The following is a 19,783-nucleotide window of genomic DNA, read 5'->3' on the forward strand; positions in this document are numbered from 1 at the left end:
CGGCACAGGCCGACGGCGCGGCCGGCTCTCCGCGCCTACCCGCGAGTCCTGCTCTCGAGCCGCGCGAGCCCGCGGCCGAGGGCGCGCGCCGGCGCGAGGTCGAGCTCCGCCGGCGCGTGATCCGCGCTCGCCTGAGGCGGGCCGCCGCGCTGCGCGGCCCTGCTCGTCGGATCCATCTCCGCGCGTGCGGGGGCCCGGACGAGGACTCCATGGCCGGCGAGGGAGGCGAGCGTCGCCTGGAGCGTCGCGCGCTGCGCTCCCTCTACAGCGGACGGCGAGCAGAACACCGAGGCTACCTTGCCGGCGAGATCTCCCGAGGGCTGCCTCGACCCGTCGAGGAAGCGCCGGATCTCCGCGCACATCGCGCCATAGCGCGCAGGCGAGCCGATGGCGATGCCGTCCGCCCAGAAGAGGTCGTCTTGCCGCGCCAGCGGGACGGAGGCGAGGTGTTCCCGCGCGGCGCGGAGCCGCTCATTCGCCGCGCTCCACCGGTCCTCGATCGCCGTCAGATCGGCGACGCGCCGGAGCCGCACGGTCGCTCCGGCCTGCCTGGCGCCCTGCGCGACGGCGGCCGCAAGCGCGGCCGTGCCGCCATAGCGAGAATAGAAGATCACGGCCACGTTCATGCCGAGCGCGCATGCAGCCCTCATACCGCCGTGCTCCCATGGCCGGAGCGCTCCATGCCGTGTCCGATGAGCTCGCCGCGCGCCCGTCACGGCGTCGTCGAGAACGGCATGAGCGGGGCCCGCTGGCAGGCCCTGCAGCCGTGGATGACGCATGGCGCAGGGCGCGCGGCGCGATTCAAATTGCGCGTCGCGGCCCCGCGCCTTATGGGTCCTTTGATGGTCCGGAGCGGAATGGGCAGGGGCGGCGGCGTCGATGTCCCGCGCGCCCCCGGAAGGGGGGGCGGCGCGGAGCGGGGCGATCGGCCGGCCACGCCGCCGCGCCCTCCGGGCGCGATGGGGCGGAGGCTCGCCGAGCAGGGCCCCTCTCGACGGAGGACGATCTTCATCATCGAGGACGATCCAGGCGTCTGCGATGCGCTCGTGACCGTCCTGCGCGATGAGGGATACGACGTGATGACGGCCGGGGACGGCGCGGACGCGCTGGTCAGGCTCCGCGAGGGGCCGACGCCGGCGCTCATCGTGCTCGATCTGATGATGCCGGGGATGGACGGATACGCGTTCCGCGCGGAGCAGCTGCGCACGCCCGCGATCGCCGACGTCCCCGTGGTCGTGCTGACGGCGGGGGCGGCGCCGCGGGCCACGGAGCTCGGATCGGTCGACATCCTGAAGAAGCCTGTCGATCTCGTCGCGTTGCTCGACGTGGTCGGCCGCAACACCTGAGTCGGCGCCGGGACGCCCGAAACAAACATCGCCGAGAGCGCGGCGCGACGGACGCGTTACAGCGCTTGTTTCCGCTTGCCGGGGCGGCGGTGCGTGCGTCATACGCAGCTCACCGCACGCGGTCGACGAGGGGAGAGAACATGTCGATGGCCCGGCGAAGCATCCTTTGCAGCGTGTCTATGTTCAGCCTCGCTGCGCTCCCCGGATTGTCGGGCGGCTGGGGCGCCGCGCCGGACGGCGACGCGCCTTTGCCGGCGTCGGGGGACGCTCCGTCGCCGGCCAGCGAGCTGTCGAAGGCGGTATTCCAGCACGGCGTGGCGAGCGGGGATCCGCTGCCCGATGCCGTCATCCTCTGGACGCGCGTGACGGCGGGGAAGGCGGGCGCGGTGGCGGTGACATGGCAGATCGCGCTCGACGCCGGCTTCACGCGGATCGTGGGCTCGGGGGCGCTCCTGACGGACGAGGAGCGCGATCACACGGTCAAGGTCGACGCCGGCGGGCTCGACCCGGGGAAGACCTATTATTACCGGTTCATCGCCCTCGGCGGATCGTCGCCCGTCGGGCGCACGAGGACGGCGCCGCGCGGCCGCGCCGGGCGGCTGCGCTTCGCCGTCGCGTCGTGCGCGAGCTATGCGCACGGGCTGTTCCACGGGTACCGGCACATCGCCGCGCGCCTCGACCTCGACGCGGTGATCCACCTCGGCGATTACATCTACGAATTCGGCGCCGGCCAGTACGGGAGTGCGCGGCATTACGAGCCAGCGCACGAGATCGTGACGCTCGCCGACTACCGCGCGCGTTATGCTCAGTACCGGCGCGACAGGGACCTCCAGGCGGCGCACCAGCAGCACCCGTTCATCACGGTCTGGGACGACCATGAGCTGGCGAACAACACATGGAAGGGCGGCGCGGGGAACCACGCGTGGCCTGCCGAGGGGTCGTGGGAGGAGCGCAGGGCGGTCGCGCAGCGCGCCTACGCGGAGTGGATGCCGATCCGCGAGCGCGGCGAGGAGCTGCGCGGCGCCGGCCGGATCTGGCGCGCGCTGCGCTACGGCGATCTCGTCGACCTCTTCCTGCTCGACACGCGCTCCTGGGGGCGCGACCGGCAGGCCGACCCGGGCGACCGCGCGGCGATCGAGGCGCCGGCGCGCACGATGCTCGGGCGCGATCAGGAGGCGTGGCTGCGCGCGGAGCTCGCGGGCTCGACGGCGGCATGGAAGGTCATCGGTCAACAGGTGCTGATGGGCCAGCTCCCGCAGGACCTGAACACGGACGCGTGGGACGGGTATCCGGCGGCGCGCCAGCGCTTCTTCGAGCTCCTCGACGAGGAGCGCGTGCGCGACGTCGTCGTGCTCAGCGGCGACACCCACGCGTCGTGGGCGATCGATCTCGCGCCGGCGCCGCTCGATCCGGCGCGCTACGACGCCGCGACGGGCCGGGGCGCGCTGGCGGTCGAGATCGCGGTGCCGGGGATCACCTCCCCGTGGCTCACCGAGGAGCAGGCCCGGGCGGCCGAGCCGCTGTTCCTCGCGAACCCGCACGTCAAGTACGCCGACCTGTGGCGCCGCGGGTATGCGGTGCTCGACGTGACGCCGGAGCGCGTGCAGGGCGCGTGGTTCCTGTACGATGCGCCCGAGCGCCCGGAGGTCGACGAGGTGTTCGCCGCGGCGTTCGCCGCGCGCCGCGGCGAGAGCCACCTGGTCCGGGAGGAAGCGGCGGCGCCCGCCATCGACGACCCGCCGGAGGCCGCGCCGCGCGTGAGCTGACATCGCGGCGGGCCCGCGAAGCCCGCGAAACCACGGGGATCCTCCGCCGGCTGGTGGTACGATCCGTCCCTGCGATATGCTTAGCGGGCGTTCTGCTGGTCCTTTCGCGAGCTTCTGGCTTGCTGTTGCCGCGATCGGGTGTGCGGGCGAGCGTCCGTCGCAGCCCGAGGGGTGGGACGGCGCGGTGGCGCTGCGACCGGCGCGCGATCTCGACGCGAGGCCGGGGGTGCTCGAGGTCGATCTGACGGCGCGCGTCGAGGACGTGGAGATCGTGGCCGGCACGAAGACGCCGACGTGGACCTACAACGGCGGGCTCCCCGGCCCGCTGCTGCGCGCCCGGGTGGGAGATCGCGTGATCGTGCACTTCCGCAACGAGCTGCCGGCGCCCACGACGGTCCACTGGCACGGCGTGCGTTTGCAGGCGGCGATGGATGGCGCGCCCGGGCACAGCCAGCCCGAGACGCCGCCGGGCGGCGGCTTCACGTACGACTTCGTGGTGCCGGACGCGGGGCTCTACTGGTACCACCCGCACGTCGACTCCGCGGTGCAGGCGGGCAACGGCCTCTACGGCCCGCTGCTGGTCGAGGATCCGGACGAGCCCGCGGCGCTCGGCGACGAGCTCGTGCTCGTGCTCAGCGACATCAGCGTGCGCGAGGGCGGCTTGCTCGAGGACCCGGAGGCGGGCGGCAACCTCGGCACGCTGTTCGGGCGCGAGGGCGACCTCCTGCTCGTCAACGGGCGCGTCAACCCGGTGATCGGGGCGCGCGCCGGGCTCAGGCAGCGGTGGCGCATCGTCAACGCGGCCAAGTCCCGCTATTACCAGCTCCTGATCACGGATCACCGCTTCACCCGCATCGGCGGCGACGGCGGGCTCCTGGAGCACCCGGTCGAGGAGGACAGGATCCTGCTCACCCCCGGAGAGCGCGCCGACGTGCTCGTGACGCCGCGCGGGGCGCCGGGCGCGACGCTCTCGGTGCGCTGGGTGCCCTACGATCGCGGCTACGGCACGACCTTCGGGAGGCCCGAGGTCGAGGCGTTCCGGCTGCGCCTCGCGGACGAGCCCCTGGCCGAGGACGAACCGCTCCCCGCGATCGCGCGGGGCATCGAGGCGCTCGACACGGCGGCGGCGAGGCGCGTCGATCTGCAGCTGACGCGGGAGGAGGGCCCGGGCGACCTCGTGATGGGCATCAACGGCGTGCCCTCCTGGGAGGCGGAGCCGCTCGTGGCGGCGGTGGGCGAGACCGCGGTGTGGACCGTCGAGAACACGATGGAGTTCGATCACCCGTTCCACCTGCACGGCTTCTTCTTCCAGGTGCTCGGCGCCGATGGCCAGCCGGTGAGGCCGCTCGCGTGGAAGGACACGGTGAACGTGCCTGTCGACGGGGCGGCGCGCTTCGCGGTGCGTTACGACAACCGGCCTGGCATGTGGATGTTCCACTGCCACATCCTCGATCACGCCGACGCGGGCATGATGGGGATGCTGCAAGTCGTACGGTGAGCGCGTTGCGCGCGTTGAGCGCGGCGAGACGCGGCGAGACGCGGCGGCGGGGGAAGGCGGCGAAGCGCGCGGAGCGGGACGCGGGGGGCGAGCGGCGCGCGGCTGGGTTGATAACAGCGCTGTAGAAAAACAGGGGCTCTGTCGGTATCTCGCACAACCCATCACCTCCGCCGCGGCGGGAGGGGGATGCGAGGGGAGGGCGATGCGAGGCGCGGAAAGGCATGATCCCGAGACGGGGACGCCCTGGATCGGGTAGGATGGGAGCGTGGTAGATCTCGATGCGATCTCGGACCGAACCTACGTGGCTGCGGGGGCGGACTTCGCGTTCGTGATCACCCGGCGGGGGCGGGTCATCACCAAGCGCGTGCCGCGCGACATGCCCAGGGAGGGCCGCGGCCAGATCGTCGAGGCGGCGCAGAGCCTCGGGGAGCGAGGGCGGCTCGGGTGCGTCGAGCTGCGGCGCGAGGATCTGGTGCCGTACGGGGGCGCGGCGCCCGTCGACGTGTACTTCGGCGTGGCCGCCGAGGCGATCCTCTGCGTGGTGATGCCCACGTGGGCGGACCGGCGGGACGTGGCGTCTGCGATCGAGCGCGGCCTGCGTGCCATCGACGAGGGGACCCCGGCGGCGCCGCAGCCGGTCCGGGGCGCGCCGCGGCGCACCCGGTCGCGGCCGCGGGGGGAGGCGGTGCCTGCCTCGGCGCGCCGGCCGGTCGGTGAGGTGCGCGAGGTGCCGCCGGCCATCTGCGGGGCCGCGGTCGTGTGCGAGGCGCCGGCCCCGGCCTCGAGGCGCCCGCCGCCGCCGTCGCCGCCGGCCCGCAAGCGGAGCGCGGTCGCGGGGCTGGCCCTCCTCGCCAACGGGGGGCCGCCGCGGTCGCTGGCGCGCCCGGTGGCGCTGCGCGAGGCGCCGGCGTCGCCCGGGGCGCCGGCGCGGCCGGCCGGGTCGCTGCCGGACATCCGTATCGGCGAGGCGACGCTCGGGCGCGAGAGCCTCGACGCCATCGGGCGAGAGCTCGGCGGGGCGTGGCCGTCGGCGCCCGAGATCCGGGCCGGCGCGGCGTCGCCGGGGGAGGGGGCCGTGGCGGCGGTCGGGGTGGAGATGCCGGAGCCGGCGCGGGTGGGATCGATGCCGGAGGCGGTGCGCCTCGAGCTGGTGAGCATCAGCCGCGAGAGCCTGATGGAGATCGCGGCCGAGGAGGGGCGCATGGCGGCGGCGGGGCCGAGGCCGTGGGTGCCGCTGGTGCGGCCCGCGCAGATCACGCGGCCGTGGGAAGAGCCGCCCGAGGAGGCGGGGCGCATCGGCGAGGCCGAGAGCGGTGCCGGCGAGGCGGGATGAAATCTCCGCGCTAGAGACGATACCCCGGATCGCGCGGCAGCTTGCCGTCGACGCGAAGCACCTTGACGTCATTCCCCGCCGCGGACGCGCGAACGAACCCGATCGCCCCGTCCACCCTGCCCACGATCCAGACGACCGTAGCCGCGTTCGGCACGCTCTTCGGCGGACCGGATTGGCCACGAATCTTGCGATCGATCCAGTAGAGACCCACCTCCTCGGGTGACATGCCAAGGACCGCCTCGTCGAAGGCGATGCGCTCCGGAGCGGCCCTGGGATAGGTGACGGGCACCAGCAGCTTCCCGTTCACCATGACCTGGCTGCCCATGTACGCGCGCTTCAGATCTCCGAACGAGATCCCCTCCGCGGGGAAGCTCTTCGAGACGACGATCGCCAGAGGTCCCAGGTCTCCCGCGCCGTACGTCTCCTCCGGCGCTGCCGTGACCACCGCCGCGAACACCAACGCGCACGACGTCAAGAGGGTTCTTCGAGCGATCATGCTAGAAACTCCACGCGGCCTGCGTGATGAACTGATCCAAATCGATGCTCTTCTCTTTCAGGTAGGGCATCCATACATGCACGCCCACGACCTTCAGCACGACGTTCTCCGTGGGGCGTATGTTCAAGCCCCCGACGATATCGCACGCCTCGTACACGAAGCTGGATTTGCCCGTGCGGTCGTATTCGAAGCCGAACCAGGGCATGATGCCGTACCAGGGCAATCGATAACCCGTCTGAAAGTAGAAGCCCCAGCCACGGTTGTCAGGGGTCCATGTCCCTGGCGTAAGGCCGGCAGGCCGGTGGTCGTCGTCGTAGCGTACATCATGCATGATGTACTCGGACTGGAACAGGAAGCCGCCCCAGGTGTACTTGAGATCTGCGGCCAGGCCGAGCTCGTCGTACCTCGCGGTGACCGGGAAGCTGGTAGCGAACGCGCCGTCCTCCAGCGTCGTGACCTGCGCGGCGTCGGTGTAGCGGCCCTTGTAGCCCGATGTGCCGACGGCGACGTTGCCGAACGGAGTGTCTTGCCGTAGCCAGAGGCGCCAGCCGACCGCCTTGTTGTTGTCCAGGTCCATGTAGCTGTCGACCGGGCCACGGCCATTGGACAGCGTAAGGTGGTACCCTATCTGCGTGTCACCGATGCCATGACTTCCATGCGCCTCGATGCCGGTTTGTCGCTGGGGCAGCCACTCGGAGCCGACGATATAGGGTCGCGTGACGCTCAGGATGACGGGTGTCCCGTGGTCCACGTTCCAGATCCCGTACGGGGTAAGCCACTGTCCGAGCCGGACGTTGAAGAGCGGATGGGCGGCGTATTCGAGCCACGCGCGCTCGATGACCACCCCGCCCACCTTCTTCGGCCGATTGAAGTCGGTGTAGTCTGGAAAGGCGGCGCTGATACGGGCGCTCTGGAACGTCGCCGGGTCGGTCACGATCGCCCCGTCCGGCAGGTAAGTGAAGCGGAGCTCGATCAAGGAGCGGAACTTCTTGCCCAGGTTCGAGTCGAGGTAGACGTTGAGGTTGCCGACGTAGAACGTCGGGTTCGGGCCCACTCCGGTCAAGGCCCCGGAGGTCTTCTCGTCGCTGAGCAGCGTGGCGAAGGTGAAATCAGCGAAGCCGTAGACGCTGAGCTTGGTCTCTTCGGAGGTGAGCTCCTCGGCGACTTCCTCGCCGGCCAGCGCTTGAGCGAGCGATTCTCCGCCGGCTCCCGGCGCAGCGCCCGCGTCGACCGGGCCGGTAGCCCCTGCCTGGGGTCGAGGCGCCGCGGCGCTCGAAGCCGCGCTGGCCGCCGGCGAAGGTGTGTTTGCTGCGCCCGGCTCTGCGCTCGCGGCAGGTTGAGCCGGAGGCGCTGGCTCCGGAGGTTGGACGGCGCCCGAGCCGTCCGGTGCCGGAGCCTGTCCGGAGGGGGCCGCCGGACCCGTGGCCTCCGCAGGCGTCGGAGCTGCTTGTGCCGCCGCGTACGACGACCCGAGCAACAGCGCGGAGGAGACGGCGAAGGCAAGGTGAACGGGCACGCCGCGGAGCTCGATGGATCGCGTCTTCAATTGGGGCAGCTCCCTTCCGCGACGCACTGGTATTGCTCGACTCCATAGGCGGTAAGGTCGCAGCACACGGTGCCGGTGAAGCAATTGTTCGGCGAGAGCGTGCAGCCTTGAACCTGACACTTCTGCGTCAGCTGGACATTGCAGTACGTGGCCTCGGTCCCCGCGCAATCCGCGTCGCCGGCGCAGGGCTTCCCCGCGCCGATCGGCGGTCGGCGACAGTAGGATGGGGCGACCGTGAGGTCGCACATGTATCCAACGGCGCAGTCGGCGGGGCCCTCGCATCCCTGGCTGGTGCAGTAGCCGCTGGTCCCCGAGGCGGCGTGACAGTAGCTGTACGCGGCTTCGGGGCAAGGGGTCGTCGCGGTGTCGCACGCCGCAGCCAGGCCGGCCGGGGTCGCGGTGCATGGCGCCTCGGCGGACGCCCTGCTGAACCCGGGCGCGCATTCGCACGCCCCTGTGGCTCCGGTCACCTCGTTCTCGCCACACGCCGAGCAGGACACCGCGGCGTCAGCGCGGCCATATCCGGCTTTGCAGAGGCAGCCGCTCGGCCCGACCTCTTCGTTCTCGCCGCAGCGCACGCAGCCCGCCGCCGTCGCAGCATGACCCTCGGCGCAGACGCAGACCTCAAAGTACTCCGACTCGGCCCTGAGGGTCTGGCCAGGTCCACAGGGCTTTTCGCTGTCGTAAACGCAACCAAGGAACGAAAAAGCAACGGTATTGGCCATCAGAAAGACTCGCCCCCATCGGCGTGACGCCGAGGGGAGAGGTCCATGCAGCAGTCTCGCAGACATCACGCTCATTCCTCGTTGTTGGGTTCGTTACACAACCTTCGAACGCAGGGTTTGCAAGAGGAGCGAACCTCTCTGTTGTCGGGCCCACCGGAGGGCAGCCCGGCTGCCGCCGTCGTAGCTGGTCTGCTCCAATCCCAGCGTGCCCGTCCACTGCGGCCATGCCCCCGAACTGTCCGCACAGGAATAATCCTACAGGGATCTGCGGCCAGTGGAAGACGCAATCTGCGCACCTGGGAGGGCAGCTCGGCGCAGGGCGACCCGAGCTCGCGCTGCGCGCCGCGGAGCTGCGTGGCGTCTTACAGGCGTCAGGCGGCTCCGCCTGCGCGCCGGTGTGAGCGATTGCGCTACAGTTGGGCCGCCTGGTCGTCGCCGCCTCGATCTCGGGCGCATGACGTGACGCGACGCCCGTCGAGGTGACGGGGCGCGGCGGACGCGCCGGCGCCGCCGCCGGGGCGCTCAGGGGCTCATCGTGGCGACGAAGACATCGGCGCCGGCCGCGTGGGGGATCGGCCCGGTCCCGAAGTCCGTCGGTCCCTCGGCAGCGCCGGTGATGGCGATCGTGCCGTTCGGAGAGACGGCGATGTCGTTCGCGTGCGCGTCGAAGCTGCTCGTCCAGAGCGCCGTCCCGGCCGCGTCGAGTCTGGAGAGCCCGTCGCCGGCGATGACGATGCCGCCGGAGCCATCCAGGGCGATCGCATGGCCGAACGGGATCGAGCGGCTGAAGACATGCTCGCCCGCGGCGTCCAGCTTGACGAGCACCGGGCCCTCGGGGAGCACGCCGCCGCCGACGTCGACGGTCCCGTCGGTGTAGGCCGTCAGGAGGATCTCGTCTTCGGCGGTGATCGCCAGCGCGAGGGCCGACGCTCCGAGCTCCGCCTCGGAGGGATCCGAGGGACCGAACTGGCGGCTCCAGACCACGCCGCCGGCCGGGGTGCGCTTCTGGACGGTGAACCCGTGAGGGCAGGGGCAGGACGGCTGACCGGAGATGGACGCGCTCGTCGTGATGACATCGCCAGCGCTGTCGACCGCGAGAAGAACGTCGTCGCTCTGGTGCTGGTCGTCGTTGTGGGACGGGATCGCCGTCGCGAGCGGTTGAGTCCAGAGGATGTTTCCTGCGGGATCCAGCTTCGCCAGGGAGGGGGTCGACGGGGCCAAGAGCGGGGCAAACGCCACATAGGCACTCCCGAGGGCGTCGACGGCGAGCCGCCCGAAGAGCTTGTAACCGAACCAGTCCGACGCGACGGCTCTCTGGCTCCAGATGTGATTCCCCTCGGGGTCGAGCTTGGCGACGAAGATCGCCTCTTCCCAGCCCGACGCCTGGAGCGCGCAGCCGCCGAAGCTCACGGCCGACATCCCTTGCCTGTAGTTGCCGGCTAGCAACACATTGCCGCTTCCATCGACGGCGAGGGCGCGGCCGGTCTCCGCCAGGTCGCTGCCGAAGCGCTTGCTCCAGAGCAACGCGCCGGCGGGATCGAGCTTGAGGAGGAACACGTCCGTCTCGCCTGCGCTGGTCAGCGGGCCGGCGCCGAAGTCGACGGTACCTTCGAAGGTGCCGATGACGTAGGTGTTGCCTGCGGCGTCGCTCCCGATGGACCAGCCCACGTCGGCGCCGGCGCCGCCATATCCCCGCGACCATGGTGGCTGCGGAGGGCAGTGGGGCTCGCCGTCGCAGCTCTCGTCCTCCGGTGTCACGCAGACCTCTGCGGCGGGCGTCACCTCGCCGATGCAGGGCCCATACCCGGCACCATCGGGGAGGCATGTCTGCGTTCCAGGAGCGCAGCGCCCGACGCCCCGGGTCCCGGCGGGGCCGGTGTAACATGCGACGACCGAGCCCGGCGCGCACGTCGCCGGCGCGTCGCCGCCGGTCGAGCCGCCGCCGTCACCGCTCGATGCTGCTCCGCCGCCGCCGCCGTCATCGTCGCCGCCGCTCGCCGGCGGGTTGAAGACGACGACGTAGGCGTCGTTGGACCCTACATAGGGAATCGGGCTGGTCCCGAAGTCCACGGGGCCACCCGCGAGACCGGTGACGGCGATCGCGCCGTTCGGGGACAAGGAGATATCCCGCGCATCTGCGTCGAAGTCGATCGACCAGAGCTCCGTCCCGCTCGCGTCGAGCTTCGCGAGGCCGCGTCCGGCGATGACGATGTCGCCCGCGGGATCCAGCGCGATCCTGTCGCCGAAGCGGACCGAGCGGCTGAAGAGGGGTTCGCCCGCGGCATCCAGCTTGAGGAGGACGGAGCCGGCGGGGAGGGGCCCGCTGCCGAAGTCGATGGATCCATCCGTCGTGCCCGTCACGAGGATCTCGTCCGCCGCATCGATCGCCACGGCGTGCGCCGTCACGCCGCCGCCAAACACAGGGTCGCTGGATATGAAATTTTGCACCCAGAGGGGATCGCCGGTCGGAGAGTATTTGGAGACCACGAACCTGGTTGGAATGCCCTCGAAGCTCAAGCCGTGGGTCACCACCGCCACGACGTTGCCGGCGCTGTCGAGCGCGAGCCCCGCGCCGCGAGCATAGTATCCTGGCAACGTCTCCCACCAGAGGGTGGCCTTGCTCGCGGCGTCGATCTTGATGAGCTGGGCCTGCTCCCACTGGAGGTACACGACATACATATCGCCGTGAGCATCGACGGCGATCTGCTCGACGGAGTGCACCACCGGAGCAGCGTAGGGACCATTGCTCCAGATGTGATTGCCGTCGGGATCGAATTGGGCCACGAAGAAGGATACCAACGGGGCGATGTCTTGGAGGGGGAGGGGACACCCGCCCAGATCGATGCTCGGCATCCCGTACGAGTCCATGTACACGCCGGTGAGGAAGACGTTTCCGTTCTCGTCGACGGTCACGGCGCCCCCCCGCTCGTTCAGCTCGGTCCCGATGCGCTTGCTCCAGAGCACCGCGCCCGAGGGATCGAGCTTGATAAAGAGGATGTCCCCCTCTCCGGCGCTGGTCACGGGGCCGGTGCCGAAGTCGACGGTTCCTCGGAAGGTGCCCGAGACGTAGGTGTTGCCCGATGCGTCGCTCGCGACGGAGAAGCCCTCGTCGACGCCAGGGCCGCCGAAGCCCAGCGCCCAGGCCGGCGGCTGAGCGCAGCGGGGCTCGCCGTCGCAGCTCTCGTCCGCCGGCGTGGCGCAGCGCTCTCGATCGGGTGTCACCTCGCCTGCGCACGCGCCGTAGCCGAAGCCGTCGGGGCGGCAGGTCTGCGTCCCGGAAGCGCAGCGCCCGACGCCCTTCGTCCCAGCAGGACCTGTGTAGCAGGCGACGACCGAGCCCGGCACACATGTGCCCGGCGAGCCGCCGCCACCACCGGTCGAGCTGCTGCCGCCGCCGGTGCCAGGCGCGCCGCCATCGCCGCCGGTGCAAGGCGCGCCGCCTTCTCCGCCAGTGCCAGATGCGCCGCCGGTGCCAGGCGCGCCGCCGTCGTTCGATCCGCCGGCACCCTCTGTGGCGCTGCTGCTGCTCGCCCCCGGAGTGCCGCCGCTGCCGCCTGTGCCTCCTGCGCCGCCGTTACCTCCGCCGCGCGCGATGGGCTCGCACGCGGTGAGGCCAACCAGGGCCGTGATGGTCAGTGCGGATGCTGCCCGCCGGCAACCCTTGAGGCTCCAACCACGACGCGCAATGTGTTCGGCCATGGCAACGCTTCGTTGCTCGACATGAGCCGCATATTCATCAGGCCTCCAAATAAGCGAGGAGCCACTGGACGATTTTCTTTTGAATGATCCTGTGTACTCTTTCACCTCAAAACCTGCCTTCGCACCTCGAAAACGATGACCTGATCCCCTGCAAGCGGATCAGGACGGGCAATGACGTGTCTGATGCGTAAATGTGTAACATGATTAACGAAATTTCCGTTTCGCGGGCGCGTTGGTGGCGAGGAGTAGTCCAGTGAAGCGCGAATTTTTCATGCGGAGGCACGGCACATGAACCAACAAGCTCGAACCGCTTTCTCGGTATTGCTCGTGGCAGCTTCGATGGGCGCGGCCGGGCCGGCCTATGCCAGCGTGTCCGTCTCGGGGAATGTGACGCCCGCTGTCGCTGACCCGGGCGACCCGTGGGATCTCGGGGCGAATGCGCTGGTGGTCGGCAGCGCGCTCGACGCGGAGGAGCCGATGGGAGAGGTGATCGTCAGCCACCAGGGGACGTTGATCAGCGCCGGCGCCTCGGTGGCGGCGGTCGCCTACTCCAGCGGCAGGGTCCAGGTCATCGGATACGGCTCGCGATGGATCAATGATGGGCAGCTCGCGCTCGGGCTTCGCGCCGGGGCGTCCGGCTCGCTCCTCGTGCGGCGGGGCGCCCAGGTGACCACCGACGACCTCGTGCTCGGCGTGCGCGGCTACGCGGCCATGGGATACGTGCTCGTCGAGGGGTACGACGCCTCCCTGACGAGCCACACGAACGCGTACATCGGCCGCTCGGAGGAGCTCAGCGTCCTCGAGATCAAGCAGGGAGGGAGCTTCTTCTCGAACAACGTATTCATCGCGACGTGCCCGATCTGCCAGGGCGACGTGACCGTCACGGGCTCCGCGACGAGGTGGGTCAACACGGGCGAGTTCGTCGTGGGCGCGAACGGCGGCGCGAGGCTGCGCATCGAGCAGGGGGCCCAGGTCTTCACCGCGAACGCGCAGATCGAGACCTATCCCGGCGAGCCCAGCTACTTCGCGAGCTCGGCGATCGTGAGGGGCTGGGACGCCACCTGGACCAACGAGGGGCTGCTGCGCGTCGGGGCCGCCGGCCATGGCGAGCTCACGGTCGGCGCTTATGGAACCCTCGTGACGGAAGACACGGAGATCCGCTCCACGTACGGCCACGGGTTCGTCCGGGTGAACGAGCCCTACGCGTCATGGCGCAACAGCGGCGATGTGACGATCTACGCGACCTTCTCGATTTCCCCGTCGCTCCTCGTCGACGGGCGAGGCGAGGTCAGCATCGGCGGCCTCCTCCGGATCACGCCGCTGGTCGAAGGCGCAGCGCCTGGCCCGGAGCCCATCGTGCGCCTCACGCGCGGGGTGCTCGCCGCGGGCGCGATCGAGATCCAGGCGCGCGACTTCGACTTCGCCGGAGGCCGCCTGAGCACTGGCAGCTTCGTCGGCGATCTCGCCAATACGCAGGCCGGCGCGCTGTCCGTGGGAGATGTCTACGCCTCGACGGACGTGGCCGGCGATTACAGCCAGGGCCCGAGCGCCACGCTGAGCGCCACCGTCGCGGGCCCGGGCGCCGCGCCGCTCCTGGTCGTGGACGGGGACGTGAGCCTCGATGGCGTGCTGGAGGTGGTCCCGGCAGGCGACACGGCGCCGTTCCAGGCCGGGGACACCGTCGCCCTGCTCGGCTGGAGCGGAGAGCTGACAGGGGCCTTCGCTGACGTGCACATCGCCCTGCCGCTCGCCCCCGGGCTCGCCTGGGATACCTCCGCGCTGTACACGACCGGAGAGATCACCGTCGTGCCTTCCGCCTGAGCGGAGGCGCGGCACGACGGGAGCTCCACGTCGGGCCGCGCTCGCCCGAGCGGCGACGGGCCGGCCGGCGCGACGTCACCAGGTCCGGGGCGCGCACGTTGCCTGCTGGATCGCTGGGGGGCGGTCAACGTGATCGTGGATTGCTTGACAACCCGATGGTCCTTCGCACGATTCATCATCGTGGGGGAGCATGCGTACAGGACCCGACGATCACACGGAGCCAGGCGCGCTCGTTGTCGACCATGCCCGTCGCCTGGGGCCGGGCGAGCCCGCGCGCTCGGAGCCCGCTGAGCGCGCGGGCCTCGGGCCGCGCAAGGCCGCCTCGGGCTGCCCGCCGGAGCAACGTACGGGCGATCTCGGGACGAAGAGCCCTCCGCCGGGGAGCGGCCGAAGAGCCCAGCCGAGCACGGTCGCTATCGACATCCCGACGGACATCGCTCGCAAGTGGCAGGAGATGACCGATCTCCTCGCGGAGATCCTGCGCGTCCCGGCCGCTCTGATCATGAGAATCGAGCCGCCGGAGATCGTCGTCTGCGTCTCCAGCGAGTCGAAGGGGAACCCCTTCGCGGCCAACGAACGAGCGCGCCTCGGCACCGGGCTCTACTGCGAGAGCGTGATGAAGAGCCGAACGCCGCTGCTGATCCCGGACGCCCTGAAAGACGAGCAGTGGAGGTCGAATCCGGACATCGAGCTCGGGTTGATATCCTATCTCGGTTTCCCGATCTCCTGGCCCACGGGGGATATCTTCGGAACCATCTGCGTGCTGGATGACCGCGCGAACCATTACAGCAAGGCCTATCAGGCGCTCATGGAGCAGTGCCGCGACGTGATCGAGATGGACTTGAAATCCATCTTCGCCCTCGATGCTCGCCTGGCAGAAGAGGCCCGGGCAAAAGAGCGGCTGGAGCAGCAGGTCGCCGAGCGCACCGCGGACCTGCGCCACGTCAACGCCCAGCTCAGGCAGAAGATCGCCGACCACGAGCGGACGGAGGCGGCGCTGCGGAAGGTCGCGGAGGAGTGCAGGTGCGCGGAGGAGGCGCTGCGCACGAGCCAGGAGCTCCTGCGCGCCATCATCGACAGCTCGACGGCCATCGTCGCCGTCAAGGACATCGAGGGGCGCTACCTCCTCGTCAACCGCCGCTTCGAGGAGCTGTTCGGCGTCGCGCGCGAGGCCATCGTGGGCAAGAGCGACGATGACGTGTTCTCCCGGGAGCACGCCGCGGCGCTCCGCGCTTTCGACCGGCGGGCGCTCCTCGCCGGGACGGCGCTGAAAGACGAGGAGGTGATGCCCGAGGACGACGGCGTGCACACCTACCTCACCATCAAGTTCCCTCTGCGCGACGCCGCCGGTGTCCCGTACGCGGTGGGCGGCATCTCCACGGACATCACGGAGCGGAAGAAGATCGAGGCGGAGCGCGCCCTGGTCCTGGAGCACGAGCAGAGGGCTCGGACCGCCGCCGAAGCCGCGGTGCGGATGCGCGACGACTTCCTGTCGATCGCCTCCCATGAGCTCTACACCCCCATCGCGGGCCTGAAGCTCGCCGTGCAAGGCTTGATGCGCGAGGCGACGACGCTCCCCGCCGGCGCGACGAAGCTGGCCAGGATGGCCGAGCGGCAGTGCCAGCGGCTCGTCAGGCTCATCGAAGATCTGCTCGACGTGGCCCGGATCCAGGCAGGCAAGCTCGATCTGAGGCTGGGAGACGTCGATCTCCGGGCGCTTTCGGAAGAGGTCGTGGAGCACTTCGACGTGGAGCTGAAGCAGGCAGGAAGTACAGTGCGCTGGCGGGCAGACGCTCCCGTGGTGGGCACGTGGGACAGGGCCCGTCTGGAGCAGGTGGTGACGAACCTGGTGTTGAACGCCATCAAGTACGGGAGGGGCGAGCCGATCGAGATCAGCGTCGCGGCCGAGGGCGAGGTGGCCAGGCTGGTCGTCGCCGATCGCGGCATCGGGATCGATGCGAGCTGCGCGCCGTACATCTTCGAACGCTTCGAGCGAGGCGTCTCGGCGCAGCACTACGGCGGCCTCGGCCTGGGGCTGTACATCAGCCGCCAGATCGTGGACGGCCATGGTGGCTCGATCCGGGTCGAGAGCGAGCTCGGCGCGGGGGCTGCCTTCATCGTGGAGCTGCCCCTGCGCCGGCGGCGCGACGCTCTGCCGACCGAGGTGTCTCCGCCGGCCGGAGGTCCCGATGAGCCCGCGGGATGATCATCACGACGGTGTCTTGATCGTCGACGACGACAGCGGTTTTCGCGCCGTCGTGGAGGAGCTCTTGCAGGCATGCGGCTACGAGGTCGTCTGCGCGGAAAATGGCGCGGTGGCGCTGGATCTGCTCCGCCGCGGCCTCCGGCCGGGCATCATCCTGCTCGACCTCATGATGCCGGAGATCAACGGCTGGGAGTTCCTCGCGCTCAAGCGACGGGAGCCCGCGCTGGCGGACATCCCGGTGGCGATCCTGTCGGGCGTCGACGCTCTGGAAGCCAAGGCAGCCACCCTGGACGTGTGCGCGCTGCTCAAGAAGCCGATCGATCTCGACGCCCTTCTCGCCGTGGTCGCGCAGACACGATGAGCTCGCGTCGGGGAGCTCGTTCGGCGCTCGAGACATCCTCCAGCGACGGCGTCGACCCCGGCGAGAGCGGCGGGGGGTCGCGCCCATGGCCATGGCGGGTCGCCTACGGCTGACCCGTTCACCCTCGCCGACCGGTGGCATCGAAGCGCGAAACCTGCGGGAGCTCGGGGGCATCGAGCCCCGCGAACGGATCGCGCCAGGCGTCGAGCTGCCACAGGCGCGCGTGCCAGGCCGCGACGCGCGGGTAGTCCGAGAGCGGCAGGCCGGCGAGATCCGCGAACGGAAGCACCGATGCCATCCGAAAGTCCGCATACGAGACCGCGCTCCCGACGAGCCAGTCCCTGCCGCTCAGGACCTGTTCGAGCAGCGTCGCCGCCTCGGCGAACCCCGAGAGCCCCTCCGCCACGAGGTCGTCGCGGATGGGACCGAGCCCGTAGCGCTGCTTCGTCACCCGCTCGAAATGGACCTTGTCGCACGCGGCGACGAAGTTGTGCGTGCCCCAGCTCAACCAGCGGATCATCTCCGGTTGCGCGGCGCCCGTGCGCCAGAAGTCCGAGCCCGTGAGCTGCGAAAGGCGGCACGCGATCGCGTCCGTTTCCCAGAGCGACTCGTCCCCCTCGACCAGGATGGGCACGCGCAGGTTCGGATTCAGCGCTCGAAACTTCTCCTGCTGTGACGGGTCGAGAGGAGCCGCGTGGACGTAGTCCACGGGTGCATCGAGGTGGCGCGCCACGGCGACGGCGACCCGTGGATTCAAGTTTCGGCTGAAGTACAGCTTCATGGATCTCGTTTCTCGTGCGTGGCTCAGCCACAGGAAATCACAGCACGTGAAGCAGAGCAAGAGCGTACAGCGGGAGACGGGGAGGGGAGAGAACTAGAATCCCCAACTCTCGCCTCCCCGCCTCCCCGCCTCCCCGCCTCCCTGTGAATCCTTCCTTCTTCCTCTCCGCTCAACCCGATCGATTCATCCATGCATCGACGATGAGGCCGCCCTGAGGTCACCTCTCGCTGTCGAGCATCGCCATCATGGGCGCGGGGTAGCGGGTGCCGGCGATCGCCTCCGCGGGGACGGCGGCCTCGAGCTCGGCGAGGTCGGAGGGCGCCAGCGCGATCTCGAGGCCGGCGAGGGCATCGTCGAGCTGCTTCCGCGTGCGCGCGCCCATCGTCGGGATCACCGTGACGCCCTGCGCGGCGCCCTTGGCGCGGACCCAGGCGACGGCGAGCTGCACGGGGGTGACGCCGCGCCTCTCCGCGAGGCGAACGAAGGCGTCGACGAGCGCCTGGTTCTTTCGAGCGTTCTCGCCCGAGAAGCGCGGCATGTGGGCCCGCAGGTCGCCCGCGCCGGCCGGCTTGCTCCCGGCCAGCAGGCCGCGCGAGAGCACGCCGTACGCGGTGACCGCGACGCCGAGCTCGGCGAGCGCGGGGAAGATCGTCGCCTCGGGGCCGCGGCTCACGAGCGCGTACTCGATCTGGAGGTCCACGATCGGGTGCACCTTCGCGGCGCGGCGGATCGTCTCCGCGCCCACCTCGGAGAGGGCGATGTGGCGGACATAACCCGCCTTCACCATGTCGGCGATGGCGCCGATCGTTTCCTCGATCGGGACCGCCGGGTCCAGGCGCGCGGGCCGGTAGACGTCGATGTAGTCGACGCCGAGGCGCGACAGGCTATGGGCGAGGAAGCTCTTCGTCGCGATCGGACGAGCGTCGAAGCCGAGGAAGGTGCCGTCGGGCGCGCGCAGGCCGCCGTACTTCACGCTGAGCACGGCCTTGTCGCGCCGGTCCTTGATGGCCCGGCCGATGAGCATCTCGTTCTTGCCCATGCCGTAGAAGTCGCCGGTGTCGAGGAGGTTCACGCCCCGATCGAGCGCCGCGTGGATGGTCGCGATGCTCTCCGCCTCGTCGCTCTCGCCGTACCAGCTGCCCCCGCCCATGCTCATGCAGCCGAGGGCGAGGGGGAAGATGGAGGGGCCAGTCTTGCCGAGCTTGGTGGTGTTCGTCGTCGTCATGCCGTCACTCTAGGCGCTCGCGTTTCATTGCTCCAATGAATAGGTTCTATTCTCGACATGCCTGACGTTTATGGAATAAACCTCGATCTGAACCTGCTCCGCGTCTTCGCCGTCGTCGCCGAGGCGGGCAGCGTCACGGAGGCGGCGAGCCGGCTGTACCTGACGCAGCCGGCGGTGAGCGCCGCGCTCCGGCGCCTGACCGCGACGATCGGCGCGCCGCTCTTCGTACGGAGCGGGCGCGGGGTCGCGCTGACGAGCCGGGGCGAACGGCTGCGCGCGTCGCTGAAGCCGCACCTCGGCGCCCTGATCGACGCCGCGCTGGCGCCGCCGACCTTCGACCCGAAGACGTGCGAGCGCACCCTCCGCCTCGGGCTCTCCGACACGGCCGAGGTGTGGCTGCTCCCGCCGCTCTTGCGCGCGCTCGAGCGCGAGGCGCCGCGCATGCGCGTCGTCGCCGTGCCCGTTCAGTTCCGCACCGTGGGCGCGGCGCTCGCGGGCGGCGTCGACGCGGCGATCACGGTCGCCGACGATCTACCTTCGAACGTCCGCCGGCAGCGGCTCTTGAGGACCGGCTTCACCTGCCTGTACGACCCGCGCCACGCGCGCCTGCGCAAGCTGACCGAGGCCGAGTACTTCGCGCACGATCACGTCATCGTCTCGTACAACGGGGACCTGCGCGGCTTCGTGGAGGACCTGCTCGGCAAGACGCGGAGGATCCGGTGCTCCGTCGCGACCTTCTCCAACCTGGGCGCGCTGATCGACGGCACAGCGATGCTGGCGACCGTGCCCGAGATCGTCGCCGACGACATCCGCGCCGTCAGGCCGCACCTCCGGACCAAGCCCCTGCCGTTCGAGGTCCAGCCCGGGTACATGGAGCTGCTGTGGCCCGCCGCCACGGACGACGACGAGGCGTGCAAGTTCGCGCGGGAGAAGATCGTCCAGATCGCGCGGCCGCTGAGCAAGAGATGACCTGCCTGCCG

The 19,783-nt window shown here is 70.3% G+C and carries 15 protein-coding genes; 8 read left to right on the top strand and 7 right to left on the bottom strand.

From position 1 onward, the window contains the following. Positions 1-35: 35 nt before the first annotated feature. A complete protein-coding gene (locus WMF44_RS06610) occupies positions 36-650 on the bottom strand; it encodes an NAD(P)H-dependent oxidoreductase (protein ID WP_437298269.1) in 615 nt (204 codons plus the stop codon). 192 nt (positions 651-842) lie between these two features. On the opposite strand from WMF44_RS06610, the gene WMF44_RS06615 reads away from it, so the two are divergent. The 4 genes from WMF44_RS06615 to WMF44_RS06630 all read left to right on the top strand — a co-directional run bounded on the left by WMF44_RS06615 (position 843) and on the right by WMF44_RS06630 (position 5,943). After that, the gene (locus WMF44_RS06615) at positions 843-1,346 is read left to right on the top strand and encodes a response regulator (RefSeq protein WP_437298270.1); all 504 of its coding nucleotides are present in this window, start codon (positions 843-845) and stop codon (positions 1,344-1,346) included. A gap of 179 nt (positions 1,347-1,525) precedes the next feature. Next, positions 1,526-3,112, top strand: a complete 1,587-nt coding sequence (locus WMF44_RS06620) for an alkaline phosphatase D family protein (RefSeq protein WP_437298271.1) — start codon at positions 1,526-1,528, stop codon at positions 3,110-3,112. Between the two features lie 184 nt (positions 3,113-3,296). Beyond that, on the top strand, positions 3,297-4,610 hold the full coding sequence (locus tag WMF44_RS06625) for a multicopper oxidase family protein (protein ID WP_437298272.1): 1,314 nt from the start codon (positions 3,297-3,299) through the stop codon (positions 4,608-4,610). 265 nt (positions 4,611-4,875) lie between these two features. After that, the gene (locus WMF44_RS06630; RefSeq protein WP_437298273.1) at positions 4,876-5,943 is read left to right on the top strand and encodes a hypothetical protein; all 1,068 of its coding nucleotides are present in this window, start codon (positions 4,876-4,878) and stop codon (positions 5,941-5,943) included. 10 nt (positions 5,944-5,953) lie between these two features. Here WMF44_RS06630 and WMF44_RS06635 read toward each other — a convergent pair whose 3' ends face one another. The 4 genes from WMF44_RS06635 to WMF44_RS06650 form a co-directional block, all read right to left on the bottom strand. Continuing rightward, positions 5,954-6,439 carry a hypothetical protein gene (locus WMF44_RS06635; RefSeq protein ID WP_437298274.1) on the bottom strand — a complete coding sequence of 162 codons (486 nt, stop codon included), beginning with the start codon at positions 6,437-6,439 and terminating at the stop codon, positions 5,954-5,956. Position 6,440: 1 nt separating this feature from the next. Further along, positions 6,441-7,955 carry a hypothetical protein gene (locus WMF44_RS06640; RefSeq protein ID WP_437298275.1) on the bottom strand — a complete coding sequence of 505 codons (1,515 nt, stop codon included), beginning with the start codon at positions 7,953-7,955 and terminating at the stop codon, positions 6,441-6,443. A 26-nt stretch (positions 7,956-7,981) separates the two neighbouring features. After that, positions 7,982-8,710, bottom strand: coding sequence for a hypothetical protein (locus WMF44_RS06645; protein ID WP_437298276.1), 729 nt, complete (start codon positions 8,708-8,710; stop codon positions 7,982-7,984). A 522-nt stretch (positions 8,711-9,232) separates the two neighbouring features. Further along, positions 9,233-12,409 carry a hypothetical protein gene (locus WMF44_RS06650; protein WP_437298277.1) on the bottom strand — a complete coding sequence of 1,059 codons (3,177 nt, stop codon included), beginning with the start codon at positions 12,407-12,409 and terminating at the stop codon, positions 9,233-9,235. A gap of 327 nt (positions 12,410-12,736) precedes the next feature. Between WMF44_RS06650 and WMF44_RS06655 the strand changes: the two genes are divergently transcribed. From WMF44_RS06655 to WMF44_RS06665, 3 genes are all read left to right on the top strand, one after another. After that, the gene (locus WMF44_RS06655; RefSeq protein ID WP_437298278.1) at positions 12,737-14,230 is read left to right on the top strand and encodes a hypothetical protein; all 1,494 of its coding nucleotides are present in this window, start codon (positions 12,737-12,739) and stop codon (positions 14,228-14,230) included. 190 nt (positions 14,231-14,420) lie between these two features. Continuing rightward, entirely contained in the window at positions 14,421-16,436 is a 2,016-nt protein-coding gene (locus WMF44_RS06660) for a sensor histidine kinase (protein ID WP_437298279.1), read from the top strand. A gap of 16 nt (positions 16,437-16,452) precedes the next feature. Beyond that, the gene (locus WMF44_RS06665; protein WP_437298280.1) at positions 16,453-16,797 is read left to right on the top strand and encodes a response regulator; all 345 of its coding nucleotides are present in this window, start codon (positions 16,453-16,455) and stop codon (positions 16,795-16,797) included. 118 nt (positions 16,798-16,915) lie between these two features. Here WMF44_RS06665 and WMF44_RS06670 read toward each other — a convergent pair whose 3' ends face one another. After that, entirely contained in the window at positions 16,916-17,578 is a 663-nt protein-coding gene (locus tag WMF44_RS06670) for a glutathione S-transferase family protein (protein ID WP_437298281.1), read from the bottom strand. A gap of 217 nt (positions 17,579-17,795) precedes the next feature. Then, positions 17,796-18,803 carry an aldo/keto reductase gene (locus WMF44_RS06675; protein WP_437298282.1) on the bottom strand — a complete coding sequence of 336 codons (1,008 nt, stop codon included), beginning with the start codon at positions 18,801-18,803 and terminating at the stop codon, positions 17,796-17,798. A gap of 57 nt (positions 18,804-18,860) precedes the next feature. Between WMF44_RS06675 and WMF44_RS06680 the strand changes: the two genes are divergently transcribed. After that, on the top strand, positions 18,861-19,772 hold the full coding sequence (locus tag WMF44_RS06680) for a LysR family transcriptional regulator (RefSeq protein ID WP_437298283.1): 912 nt from the start codon (positions 18,861-18,863) through the stop codon (positions 19,770-19,772). Positions 19,773-19,783: the final 11 nt, after the last annotated feature.

The sequence above is a fragment of the Sorangium sp. So ce426 genome (genome assembly GCF_051475585.1).
Lineage (GTDB): Bacteria > Myxococcota_A > Polyangia > Polyangiales > Polyangiaceae > Sorangium > Sorangium cellulosum_B.